This window comes from Commensalibacter communis, from assembly GCF_947179105.1.
Lineage (GTDB): Bacteria > Pseudomonadota > Alphaproteobacteria > Acetobacterales > Acetobacteraceae > Commensalibacter > Commensalibacter communis.
This window is the reverse complement of record NZ_CAMXCK010000006.1, coordinates 103,769-116,763: the sequence shown is the minus strand read 5'-3', so window position 1 is coordinate 116,763 and position 12,995 is coordinate 103,769. Positions and strand designations below refer to the sequence as shown.

General features: G+C 34.9%; 13 protein-coding genes and 1 tRNA gene. 3 read left to right on the top strand and 11 right to left on the bottom strand.

Features of this window, described 5'->3' with window-relative positions; translation table 11 throughout:
• Positions 1-511: 511 nt before the first annotated feature.
• The 10 genes from PQG52_RS09865 to PQG52_RS09820 form a co-directional block, all read right to left on the bottom strand.
• A complete protein-coding gene (locus PQG52_RS09865; RefSeq protein ID WP_271790064.1) occupies positions 512-1,930 on the bottom strand; it encodes an NAD(P)/FAD-dependent oxidoreductase in 1,419 nt (472 codons plus the stop codon).
• Positions 1,931-1,957: 27 nt separating this feature from the next.
• Positions 1,958-3,325, bottom strand: a complete 1,368-nt coding sequence (locus tag PQG52_RS09860) for an APC family permease (RefSeq protein ID WP_271790065.1) — start codon at positions 3,323-3,325, stop codon at positions 1,958-1,960.
• 195 nt (positions 3,326-3,520) lie between these two features.
• On the bottom strand, positions 3,521-4,837 hold the full coding sequence (locus tag PQG52_RS09855) for a radical SAM protein (protein WP_271829289.1): 1,317 nt from the start codon (positions 4,835-4,837) through the stop codon (positions 3,521-3,523).
• A gap of 27 nt (positions 4,838-4,864) precedes the next feature.
• Positions 4,865-5,386, bottom strand: coding sequence for a GNAT family N-acetyltransferase (locus tag PQG52_RS09850; RefSeq protein WP_271829288.1), 522 nt, complete (start codon positions 5,384-5,386; stop codon positions 4,865-4,867).
• Positions 5,387-5,474: 88 nt separating this feature from the next.
• Complete coding sequence (ettA, locus tag PQG52_RS09845; RefSeq protein WP_271790068.1) at positions 5,475-7,154, bottom strand: energy-dependent translational throttle protein EttA; 1,680 nt, start codon at positions 7,152-7,154, stop codon at positions 5,475-5,477.
• A 101-nt stretch (positions 7,155-7,255) separates the two neighbouring features.
• Positions 7,256-7,329, bottom strand: a tRNA-Ile gene (locus tag PQG52_RS09840).
• 62 nt (positions 7,330-7,391) lie between these two features.
• Entirely contained in the window at positions 7,392-7,880 is a 489-nt protein-coding gene (locus tag PQG52_RS09835; protein ID WP_271829287.1) for a hypothetical protein, read from the bottom strand.
• A gap of 293 nt (positions 7,881-8,173) precedes the next feature.
• Positions 8,174-8,332 carry a hypothetical protein gene (locus PQG52_RS09830; RefSeq protein ID WP_271829285.1) on the bottom strand — a complete coding sequence of 53 codons (159 nt, stop codon included), beginning with the start codon at positions 8,330-8,332 and terminating at the stop codon, positions 8,174-8,176.
• A gap of 109 nt (positions 8,333-8,441) precedes the next feature.
• Positions 8,442-8,954, bottom strand: coding sequence for a Fe(II)-2OG oxygenase family protein (locus PQG52_RS09825; RefSeq protein WP_271829284.1), 513 nt, complete (start codon positions 8,952-8,954; stop codon positions 8,442-8,444).
• Between the two features lie 9 nt (positions 8,955-8,963).
• Positions 8,964-9,848, bottom strand: a complete 885-nt coding sequence (locus PQG52_RS09820) for a hypothetical protein (RefSeq protein WP_271829282.1) — start codon at positions 9,846-9,848, stop codon at positions 8,964-8,966.
• 295 nt (positions 9,849-10,143) lie between these two features.
• Between PQG52_RS09820 and ppa the strand changes: the two genes are divergently transcribed.
• Positions 10,144-10,668: an inorganic diphosphatase gene (gene ppa / locus PQG52_RS09815; RefSeq protein ID WP_271790072.1), complete on the top strand. Its 525-nt coding sequence runs from the start codon at positions 10,144-10,146 to the stop codon at positions 10,666-10,668.
• 73 nt (positions 10,669-10,741) lie between these two features.
• Here the strand turns inward: ppa and PQG52_RS09810 are convergent, their stop codons facing one another.
• A complete protein-coding gene (locus tag PQG52_RS09810; RefSeq protein ID WP_271829281.1) occupies positions 10,742-11,167 on the bottom strand; it encodes a MerR family transcriptional regulator in 426 nt (141 codons plus the stop codon).
• Positions 11,168-11,576: 409 nt separating this feature from the next.
• On the opposite strand from PQG52_RS09810, the gene nfsB reads away from it, so the two are divergent.
• Both nfsB and PQG52_RS09800 read left to right on the top strand, forming a co-directional pair.
• Positions 11,577-12,221 carry an oxygen-insensitive NAD(P)H nitroreductase gene (gene nfsB / locus PQG52_RS09805; RefSeq protein ID WP_271829280.1) on the top strand — a complete coding sequence of 215 codons (645 nt, stop codon included), beginning with the start codon at positions 11,577-11,579 and terminating at the stop codon, positions 12,219-12,221.
• A 194-nt stretch (positions 12,222-12,415) separates the two neighbouring features.
• Positions 12,416-12,994 (top strand): phage neck terminator protein, encoded by a 579-nt coding sequence (locus PQG52_RS09800; RefSeq protein ID WP_271801774.1) that lies wholly within the window; start codon positions 12,416-12,418, stop codon positions 12,992-12,994.
• The last annotated feature ends 1 nt before the right edge of the window (position 12,995 follow it).

Here is a 12,995-nt window from a genome sequence, read left to right as displayed (position 1 = left end):
ATACAGTATAAGTGCTTGGCTCTATTTTACAATAGAGCCAAGCCCCCTTTTCATATAATATAAAATATAACCAAAAAATTAATCTGAAATTCAGCTCAAATTGTCGTTTTAAATGACAAAAATTCATGGAATTTATTATATAAATATAAATTAATAATATAGACGTAACTTTTATTTAAATTATTGATTTAATGATAAAAAAAGAATCGATCCCATCGATTTAAAAGCTACTAGCATTCTCTTGGAGTTTATTGTTAAAAATGTCATCTTTTCGTTAAGTCATTTTAAAAATTCTTTCGATGACTTCGAATATATTCACGTTATAATGGGTAATTATATTTTTTTAATTCTAGAAATATATCATTAATATTTTAAGTTTATCAGCGATTTAAATTACAAACTAATGTAAACATAGATGGATAGATGGGATGCTGTCAAAATAAAAAAACAGCTTAGCAATCTTAATGACTGTCAAGCTGCTTTATATAGACGAGCAAATCAATTTTATCGACTAGAAAGAAATCATTTTACCAGGCGTAATCATTCCTTGTAATCCCAGCAAAGATTTTGCTAGTGGAATTGCGACAGGTGATAATTGTCTTCCCAACAAAATAGAACGATGCTCGATCGCTGCTAACATTGCAAAATCATCATTATTTTTTAAAATATCATCACGAATAGATTTACCAATACGAACAGTCTGTGCAACACCATGACCACTCCATCCATTGACAGAATAAATAGGCACTTGCTTTTCAATTTTTCGACAATCCGTTGCACCATTTAAGGTGAGATCAGTTGTGCCGCTCCATGCAAATTCGAATTTAATATCTTTTCTTTGTGGAAATACGGTTTCCAAACGAGATGTTAAATACGCAATGGTCTTTTCTTCATTCCAACGCGTTCCCGTCCCTTGTCCACCAAATAAAATTCTTTGTTTTTTTACTGGACGGTAATAGTCAATTTGGAATTGGGTATCATATACTGCCATATCGGTTGGCAATAACGTTTCCGTTCCACCGTCAACAGGGTTAGTTACCGCAACATAAGTATAAAATGGGATGGTCGCATCTGCTTCAGAAAGTAGCTTAAAAGTAGAATCATGCACTGCAAGCACAATACCTTTTTTTGCTAAAACACTGCCTGCTTCCGTTCTAACTCTGGTACCTTCTGGAGTTTCTTCAATTTCAAGAACTTCGCTATCTTCAAAAACTTGTCCGCCATTTTGAATAAAGCCATAAATCATTCCCCTGACCAATGCCAAAGAATGAATTTGACCGCCCATACTGTCTAATGCACCACCAAAGTAAATCTCAGAGTTAATATGTTCTTTGATCTCGTATTCACCCAACATGCTGACAGAATCATCACCAAGATATTTACGAGCATCGGCACCTTTGACCAATGCGCCCACGTGACCTGGATGAATTGCAGCAGTTAAATGCCCCTTACGCATATCAACAGATAGATCATATTTACTGACGATTTCTCTGATTAAGTCAAAACACTCAATCGATGTAAAACGCCATAAACGGCATGCTTCATCATAATCAAAATTTTCAATCATTGTTTCGGCTTCCCAACGGGCTAGCCCTGGGGTTAATTGTCCCCCATTACGACCAGAGGCAGCAGAACCAATGCGATTTTTTTCTAACAAAATTGTATCAACACCAGATTCTGAAAGATGTAGTGCTGTTGACGCACCAAGCAGTCCTCCACCGATCACCACGATATCACATGTTGTTTCTTGTTCTAACTTGGGAAAACCAGCCCATGTAGACAAAGTAGCTTCATAGTAATTGGCTGGATGTTCAGGCTTTTGATCGCCATCAACCCAATTCCAATCTTCTTGTTTGTCAGTGTTATTTGTTGATACAATCATCGCATCATCGATTAATACTGGTTTTTCAATTTTTTGTTTTAAAGTCATTTAATATAACTCGTTTCGTAACATAGATTAAAGAGTAAGGGCATCTTCTTCTTTTCGTAAGAATGTCTGATCGTCTTTTACAAAAAGTTCTTTTTGATATTTTTTTAGATAAAGAAGATAAAGTAATCCCAAAAATGTCCATGATAGACCAAATATAAAGGAGTCCATCTGTAAGTTCAACCACATATAGCCAACAGTTGTTAATCCCAGCAAAGGAAAAATAATATTCAAAGCAATATCTTTAAATGTTTTAATTTGCCTTTTATAAAAAGCGAACATCACTAGAATACAAATATTGACCGCACTAAATGCAATCATCGCACCAAAATTAACAAATGAAACCGCGGTATCAAGTGTGCAAAAAATAGCAGCTAGGGATAAAAGACCAACCAATAGCACACAGAAATAAGGCGAATGATATTTAGGGTGAACATATCTAAACATCTGGCCTGGAATAAATCGAGCAATTCCCATAATGTGCAATAATCTAGCTGCACTTGCATGAGATGCCAACGCCGATGCCAATGTATTCACCAACATTGCAATCATAAAGAATTTTTGGAAAATCGCGCCACCTACATATAAAGCAATTTCAGGCGAAGATGAATCTTTATAATTTTTTAATAGCTCATTGGTTGGATAATATAGCTGAATAAACCAAGCACTAATAAAGAAAATAACCCCACCTGCCAACACAGTTATCATAATTGCTCTGGGGATTGTTTTTTGTGAATCTTTTGTTTCACTTGCCAACGTTGATACCGCATCAAACCCAAGGAATGAAAAACATAAGACAGCAGCCCCGCCAACCAAAGGTCCCAAACTATTATCCCCATTAAATAATGGTTTCGTGGTCAGCACAGCAGCCCAACCATCGCCAAGTTTAATATGAATAACAAGATAAATAAAATAAACTGTTAAGATTAGCGGAACCCCAACAAATATAAAATTCATATTGGCCAGTAAACTAACATTACGAGAATTAATAAAGGTAACGATAGCCACATAAACAGAAATCAACACCCACGTTGGAATATCTGGAAATAACGCACTGAGATAAGCCCCAGATAACAACGCATTAATCATGGGTAACAACATATAATCCTGTAACGTAGCCCACCCAACAATAAAGCCACTCTCTTTACCGCATATTTTACCTGTATATGTAAAAGCAGAACCAGATTCTGGAAAGGTCGCTGCCAACCGACTATAGCTCATCGCTGTTAATAAAATAGCGACTAAGGTGAGCAAATACGCTAGTGGAACACGACCATTTGTACGTTCAGAAACAATTCCAAAGGTATCAAATACAGTCATTGGCGTTAAATAAGCAACCCCAATGATTACAACCTGCCATAAAGATAATAGCTTTGCACTTTTTTTTAACTGATCCATTAATTACATCTTTAACTTCTCGAAATATTGCAAACGGATTTTAAAAGAAATTGCTAAAGTGAATCAAAGCAATAAAATTTAAAATAAACATCATAATATGCAATTTGTGCAATAAATAGCAAGATTAACATTGCTGTTTATAATAACATTTGTTTGAGATGCTGTTAAAATAAATAAAACAGTTCATTTTATACTTTATAAAATTTGTTTTACTTTCAGTATTTCTTCGTAAAAACCCTTAGGATTCAGTATGTTATTAACATTAGTCTCTAAAATTTTACGATCCGTTAAACTAGGAGCCACTTTTGCAAAAACTTCTATCGCCCCATCCCAAGAAACTCTTAACGTAAATTGTCTGTTTAAAATGATCTCTTGTACTTCCTGAGCTACTGGAATTGGTGGTGGATCTAGGTCTATATAATCTTTTTGTTCTTCTTTTTTGATCCTAAAATGTCTGTATAATGCAATCGTTTTTTTATCAATATATTTGAACTGATCCTCAAGCCAATCCCAATCTGCTTCTGATAAAAATTCCTCATCTTTGAAATCTTGGGCAATAAAAGGCAAATCAAAAGTGTCTCTCATTTCAAAATAAGATCCATGATATTTATTTATCAATGACTGATACATTTCAGGAAATTCTTTGAAATTCGTCTTATATGCCATAGCAATATAATTTATTGTTGTTATGGAATTAAAAGAATTCATTGCTGTTGCAAGTCTTTCTAAATTATCCATAAAGATTTGATAACGTGCCCCTTTACGAAACTTTACATAAGATTGGGGAACAAAAGATTCAATGGATATATTAATATGATCTATGTTTGAGGTAGCAAGGAATTCGAAATAATTATCTGGCATTTTCTTGGCCAAATTAGTCGTAAACGAAATCTTCTTACGATATTGTTGAGGAATTTTTTGTAAAAAAAATTCAAATTGAGGATGTAATGCTGGTTCATGTAGACAAGAAAACCAAAACTGACCATCATCTACATAAGGAAGTAACTTAAGCAAAATATCCAGAGTTTTCTCACTCATAAAATAGGTTTTTTTTGTAGAGGAATAATCATACAAACAAAATGGACATCTTAAATTACAATTATTGACAATATCCATCGCCATTTGAGCAAAAGGCTGAAACACGGTCCTTATTTGAGGTGCGAAAGGAATGAGTGTATTCGTTCCTTGAATACGAATAATAACTTTATCCCTTTCATCACTTGTCAACTCACGTGAAAATTTTATCCAAAATGCATAGTAATTCTTTCCATCCCCTACACTGGGGATATCCACATGATAGAAAGAATTTGCAAGAGCGAAAGCTAAAACTTCTCCCGTATCGGATATGACAGCCTCGCAAACTAATCTGTCATTAATATGGTTAACATCACAAACCCAACCACTGGCAAAGACAACATTAATTTCATCAACAAACCCAAAAATAAAACGGTTTGGATATAAATCAGATGTAGGTTTCTTCTTTTTAAAAATATTAAAAGGATTATAAACCAACGATAAGAACCTTATCTTAAATAAATATTAATTTTTATTATCGTTTTTACTGATATACATCAACATTTTATTTCCATGTCGCATAAAGATTTCTTCGACAACCATCCCTATTCCTCCTAATACTCTACGTGACGGAATATTGTCCTCTTTGGCTATCGCAACGATACGATCATGTCCACGTAAATGAGCCTCTATTAACACAGCATAAGCGGCCTCACGCGCATATCCTTTACCCTGAGCCCAAGGCCAAAGCGAAAATCTTAATGCATATCCCCGACCATCTTGACGGTGATGAATCCCTGTTATGCCTAAAAAACGAGAACAACCCAATTGTGCATTTTCACGAACAACATACATTCCTATGCGGTGACAACCCCAATATGTTGTATCTTCTGCCATTTCAATTTCAGCTTTTAAACGTGTCCTCACCCCACCCAACATGTGACCAAAGGCCTGGCTATCGGTTTTCAGAGAAACAACATCCTCTAAATCTTGCCATCCAACAGGGGATAAAATTAATCTTGGTGTATATAACTCAGAGGAAATCATGATATTTTCTGGACACACTTATAAATGAAAACACCCATTTCATCCTATAATGAAATGGGTGTATCTATTTCACAAGTCGAAATATGAATTACCGTGAAATAGGTTTATATTTAATACGGCTTGGTTCAGTAGCATCAGGGCCAAGACGACGGCGTTTATCTGCTTCATAGGCTTCAAAGTTTCCTTGGAACCATTCAACGTGACTGTCGCCTTCAAAAGCCAAAATATGGGTTGCCAAGCGATCCAAGAACCAACGATCATGGCTGATAACCACAGCACAACCAGCAAATTCCTCTAATGCTTCTTCCAATACACGTAATGTATCCAAATCCAAATCATTGGTTGGTTCATCAAGCAATAAAACATTGCTTTCTTTCTTTAACATTTTTGCCAAATGCACGCGGTTACGTTCACCACCAGAAAGAATGCCAACTTTCTTTTGTTGATCGGATCCTTTAAAGTTAAATGCACCAACATAAGCACGAGACGCAATCGAACGTTTACCAAAATAAAGCACGTCTGTTCCGCCAGAGATTTCTTCCCATACGGTTTTATTTGGATCTAAATCATCACGAGATTGATCCACATATCCAAGTTTTACCGTTTCACCAACACGAATTTCCCCTTGATCTGGTTTATCCGCACCTGTAATCATTTTAAATAAAGTGGACTTACCAGCACCATTGGGACCAATAACACCAACAATACCTCCAGGTGGTAATTTGAAGTCTAACCCATCAATCAACAAACGATCATTAAATCCTTTGCTAAGGTTCTCAGCTTCAATGACAACACTTCCCAAACGAGGGCCTGGTGCAATATTAATTTCCGCAGTACCACCAGACTTTTCCTGGCTCTGCGCCAACATTTCTTCGTATTTTGCAATACGAGCCTGACTTTTTGCTTGTCTAGCTTTAGGAGAAGCACTGATCCATTGTTGTTCAGCCGCCAATGCACGTTGACGTGCACTTTCTTCTTTTTCTTCTTGAGCCAAGCGTTTACGTTTTTGATCCAACCATGAAGAGTAATTGCCTTCAAATGGATGTCCGCGCCCACGTTCAATTTCCAAGATCCAGTTCGTAACATTATCCAAGAAATAACGATCATGGGTAATCAAAATCACTGTGCCAGTATATTCACGCAATGTTTGTTCAAGCCAAGCAACGCTTTCCGCATCCAAATGGTTGGTTGGTTCATCAAGCAATAAAATATCTGGCTTTTCAAGCAATAAACGACATAAAGCCACACGACGACGTTCACCACCAGAAAGTTTTTCCACACTTAAATGTGCAGGTGGACAACGCAATGCATCTAAAGCAATTTCAATTTGACGGTCTAAATCCCAACCATTGCCTGCATCAATGATTTCCTGTAATTCTGACTGTTCAGTAAGCAAGTTATTCATTTCATCATCATCCATCGGTTCTGCGAACTTCATAGAGATTTCATTAAAACGATCAACTGCTTTTTTTAAAGGCCCAAAGCCTTCAGCAACGTTTTCACCAACGTTTTTAGTATTATCAAGTTGGGGTTCTTGTTCTAAGTACCCTACTTTTATTCCATCAGCAGCCCAAGCTTCGCCACCAAATTCTTTATCTTTACCCGCGATGATTTTTAAAAGAGTAGATTTACCAGCACCGTTGACCCCAAGCACACCAATTTTTACACCTGGTAAAAAGGATAAAGTAATGCCTTTAAAAACTTCTCGTCCACCAGGATAAGCCTTGGTCAAATCTTTCATTACATAAACATACTGAGGCCCAGCCATCGTAAGGAAGCTCCTTCAAAAATCCATCAAACATATAATATAGGGGGAAATTGCCCGCCTAATTTTTTGCTTCAGGCGAAATAATAGATATAAAAAGCGTCTGCGCCCGGCAGGACTTGAACCTGCAACCAGACCGTTATGAGCGGCCGGCTCTAACCAGTTGAGCTACAGGCGCACAAACGCTTTCTCTATTTGCCGTAAAATGAACCTTTTTGCAAGGTTTTTTTTAAGAAAAAATTACTCATTATTAAATTCTTCACCATAATACTCGGAAGGATCCAAATAACTAGGATCTATCAGTCCATAATAATCTTGAGGTGAATATGTCGTGCGGCGTGTATAATAATCACCAATCTTAGCTGCAACTAATTGCGGATATCCTCGTATTTTTAAACCACAAGCAATACAATCAAATTCAGTCGGAATTACAGACCTTCTTACAACAACTTCATATTCTCCATTTTCAATTTTGCTAGCTCCTATCTCCTTACCTATCACTGTTGCCACACTTTGACACGCAGGACATTCAACTTTATGACGACCTTTGAAACTCAATATTTTACTATTTACCTTTGCACTTGCACGGAGTTCTTTACGTATACTTTCTTCTTTAGCATCGAATGTAATTTTAAATGATTCGATTGATTTTTTCAGCTTTTTTAAAGCTATATCTTCAATTTTATGTAAATTTTCCTCAGCAAACTCAGCTTCTTCTGAACCCAACAAGTCTTTTAAACTCTTTTCTTGAGCTTCACATTAAATTTTACAACATTTGTAAAAACCATATAACCATTCCGAGTGTTTATTATTTATAAATGATGAAGCACCTGTATGTAACTCTTCATTTCTTCGGTTTACAAAAGCAGTTGCAAATTTTAAATCCTCTGCTAAAAAATTGGGAATTAAGCTTTCACATAATTTTAAAACTTGCACGGTACCTATAGATTTTGCAACATATTCTGTAACAGAACCTAAGTTCAGTATAACAAGTAAATTTTTATGATCCCTATCTGGTTCAGCTAATAAGATAGGATTTTATATGCAATAGCCGATCGCGCTAATATTTCAAAAGATAACGCACACCAGATACCAAATTGAGCAGTTTCTTTATCATTTTCATTTGCATACTGCATAAATAAAACAGCTTTAGCCCATAAAGATTCCCAACTATATGCCATTTTAACCTCTATAAAACCTAATTAGTTTTCTACTTGTATTATTACTAAAAACTTTTTCTCTATCATGAAGAATTGTCCAATTATCTACAACTAGTAATTTATCACCATCCTATTTTACTATCTCAGAATTTATAAACATATCCTGTAATTCTTTAACAAAATCCTTTGCAACCTTATTAATTGGTTGCATGTAACATGGATCAAACATTATGCTTGTGTCATTTATTCCAAACCAGGGAAAACTATAAACATTACCTCCTATTTGTTTTCTAAAAAAAATAGGAGATTTATTTACATATTTCTTTATTATCAAAGCTGTTTGATTTTTATTTGATAAAACTGTTCCTGTATCCACCTTCTCTTTCAAAAAGAAAATAATATATTGGGCTGGAATAGACCAAAAAGTAGTGTCCGTATGTAATGGAAAACTATCAAAACCATAAAAATAACTTAAAGATTTAAAATTCGATGATAATTTATTCTTAGGTTGCAATATTTGTGTATCTTTGCCATTTAAAGGAAGTATTCGACCCAAAGCTTCTGTTAAGTTCAATGCATCACTTAATGACTTAACATTATCAATTATATAAAAACCATGCTCTTTTAATGACTCAAACATCATACCAGGCTACTACCCGACCTTAATCAACCCCGTGAACGCACCGTTTTCTGATGTAAAGATCACTTTTTTCTCTTTAGTTTGCAGATTGGCTTGATACACATGCCCCATCTTATCAGCAACGAAAGCTAGGTGATGATCTGCATCAACCGTAAAACCGATTGTTTCATCAAACCCACGCACAACGACTTCTTTATTGCTGAGGGTTGAAAGCTGCAATCTATTCAACGAATTGCCATCAGGTTCTGCGCCTCTGTCTGACCAATAAAGATAATCATTTTTATATTCAAGTTCCAGATCTATCGGTTCTGGAAGATGGTCATAGATGATTTTTATTTGAGACGAGTTAATCACGGCCTGCTTATCATTAAAATCAAAGGGCGCACAAAGTAAGCGTCCTGTTCCGCTTTTGGGTGGTCCTTTCATAGTCCAAAAGATACGGTTATTTTGAATATCCAACGCGATCCCAACACAATGTCTGTTTTCTTTTTCTTCATCCAAATACATATCCTGTGTATCAAGCAAAAATTCGACTTTACCAGTTTCGATGGCACATCGTTCAATTTTCATACCCTCACGATCGCACCAGTATAAATAATTCGTCCGTTGATCCAATTGGATTTGTTTCGGAGTATGGGTATCTCCGATTTTAACCGTGAAACCTGTATCTTTGCCATCCAAATTACAATGCTGAATATAGCCGTCCCAAGCATCAAAATCTGCCCCCATATTTGTCCAATAAAATAGCTGGTCATTAGGATTAAATACAATACCATCTGGCGTTCCAGATTGGTCTTGTAAAAGGATGTTGGTTGAATAATCATTAGGATTGATACTAATAATCTGCCTTTTCCTGGCTTCTAATACAATGAGTTTATAGTTTAAATGCGTAATCATTGATGATTACTCCTTATGTTATCAATAAAATAAAACATTTTCTATAAACCTACGCCATTTTTCTTAATAAATAAATTAATAATATAGTTATTATTCTTAATTGAAATGAAAATTTATTATAATTACACATATATTATTAATTATTACTGATAGTTATATGGTAATATTTCAAATCAAAAAAATTGTGCTTCTTTATATTTATCTTTACCTGCAAATCATCAACATCTTATATATATTGAAAAAAAACTAATAACTCGCTATGCTTTTTCATCTTATTAAAAATTGGAAAAAAATTATGGATTTATCTAAGATTGCTCCTGGCAAAGACGTGCCAAACGACATTAATGTTGTGATTGAAATTCCTAAAGGATCAAAAGTAAAGTACGAAGTCGATAAAGACAGCGGTGCAGTATTTGTTGACCGCGTTGTATTCACACCAATGGTTTATCCAGCTGCTTATGGATTTATTCCCAATACATTAGCTGCTGATGGTGATCCAATTGATATGTTGGTTTTATGCCCAGAGCCTGTTATTCCAGGATGCGTCATTCGCGCACGCCCAATTGGTGTATTGAAAATGGAAGATGAATCAGGCATGGATGAAAAAGTTATCTGTGTTCCACACGACAAAATCCACCCAGCCTATACCAATATTAACGAAGTCTCTGAACTCCCAGAAATTACACGTCAAGAAATTGAACATTTCTTTACCCATTACAAAGACCTTGAAAAAGGAAAATGGGTTAAAATCCAAGGTTGGGATAATAAAGCCAAAGCTTGTGAATTGATCGAAACATCAATTAAAAACTTTAAGAAATAACGCTTAATGCTCTACAAGGCTGCTGAATAAAATAGCCTTGTAGATGTAAGTTTTTTTATTATGATCTTACTGACTAAGTATCAGAATAGTTATTAAGACTATCGATAATACCACATCCAGATATTTTCCCATTAGGGCATTCTTTAATTAAGCTTTCCAAACTTGTTTCCATTTTTTGTAATGATGATATTTTTGACCTAATATTTTCTAAGTGGTTCTTAGTTATTGTTAAAACATCCTGATTTAACAAAATATCATTTTCACTGAGCTTTAATAAATTTTGTATTTCAATAAGTGAAAATCCCAAAGCTCTTGAACGTATTATAAAAAATAATATTTCCAGATGTTTTTTTGTATAGGCTCTATATCCCCCTTCTGTCCGTGGAGGCTCAGGAAGCAGTCCTATTTTTTCATAATATCTTATTGTTACTACTTTGGTTCCTGTAGATTTTGACAAATCCCCAATGCTATAAAATAAATGATTTTTTTTCTTTACCATGCTGTTGACCCTATAGTTACTATAGAGTGCATATTAGTTATGACGAACGATTCTCGTCACTATGAATCAAAGAAAGGAACTAAAAAATGTCTAATAATATTAAAAAATCTCACTGTAAATATAATCAAAATTGTAACTGTGGTTCAAATTGTAATTGCAAAACTGAACAAATTTGTAACTCTGCATGCCGTTGCGGAGCGTAGTCGTCTATTTTAATTGTGTAATTATTAAAAATCACACAATGTAAATATAACTCTATACGTTGCTAGTCATCGATAGGCTGGCAGCGTATTTTAATAATAGCCCTCAATAAATATTGATTCTTTTATTTAAAAGAATGATTTGACATCGTTTCCTCTTATATAGATAATTTTATTAATAAATTCATAAAAATATTGAGGAAATAGAAATGGATATCGTTCAAATTTCAGAAAAACGCTATTCCGCAAAACGGTATGACAAAAGCAGATCTGTTTCCCACGAAGATTTGGAAAAATTACTGACTGTCCTTAGAAACAGTCCCTCTTCTGTGAATTCACAACCATGGCATTTTGTTGTTGTAAATAATGCGACTTCACAAAATAAAATCTTGCCAGCGATTTTAGATTTCAATCATGCTCGTATCACAGATTCCACTTATACCATTATTTTTTGTATCAAAACATCATTGGATAATGACTATTTAACACATATTTTAGATACTGAAATACAAGATGGTCGTTTTACAAAACCTGAAATCATCCAAAGTATGGACAAAGATCGTCGCTATTTTATTGGGCTAAATAGTATTACAGATGAAAAATTACATAGCTGGGAAAGTTGCCAATTATACTTGGCATTGGGACAATTCATGTTTGCCGCAGCCTCCATTGGTATTGATTCAACGCCAATCGAAGGGTTCGATGCACAAAAAATGGATGAGCTATTGGGATTAAAAGAAAAAGGACTGAAAAGCATTGTCGTTGCCAGCATTGGCTATCACGCCGATAATGACAGCAACGCCAAAAGACCAAAATCCCGTTTACCAAAAGAGGAAATATTTATATTTGTTTAAATATTATCCATTGAAACTATTGAATAAATATGAGATTATATTAATAGATTGATATTATTACATTTGAAATACTCGGAACGACCTTTTATAGGTCGTTTTTTTATGTCTATTTTTCCTAAAAACGAAACCAAAACTCAATTCGACGCCATAGCTGCGTCAAAATTCCAAGAACAATCAAAGAAAGAAACGATCAAATGACAGAAAAGAAAACGCCTGCCAAAGTCACCGCTAAAGCCCCAAAAGATAAAAAGTTCCCAAAGTTAAAAACATTAACTTATAAAGAAATGTGTAATTTAGTAGGTAAGTTTTTACAGAAAGCAATCCCCATTAGAGGGGCAAAGCTACAAATTATTCGAGGATTAGAGAATAGAGTTTCAACACCAAAACCGCCTTATATTGTTTTACAAGTTACAGGTGATGAAGCCCTTTCAAGTTCTGAAACACGATATACAGATCAATATAAAATCACATGGTGCAGATCCCAAATAACGATGGGACTCACTTTCATTGGGAACGATAATATTCCGGCCTTACAAATGGCAAAAGCATTTTCAATCAGGTTTAATGATGCCTGGGCAAGTGAACAATTCGAACAATATCAAAAGCCATTTTTTCCATTATATAGCGATGATGCCCTCGTCGAACCTGTCTTTGTTGATGCCGAAGACCAATATCAAGATAAATGCTCTATGAATGTTTATTTTGAATATCACCCCGAAGTTGGCGTTTGCGAGGCAAGTGCCAAAGAAATCATCATGAGTGTGAACAAATAAA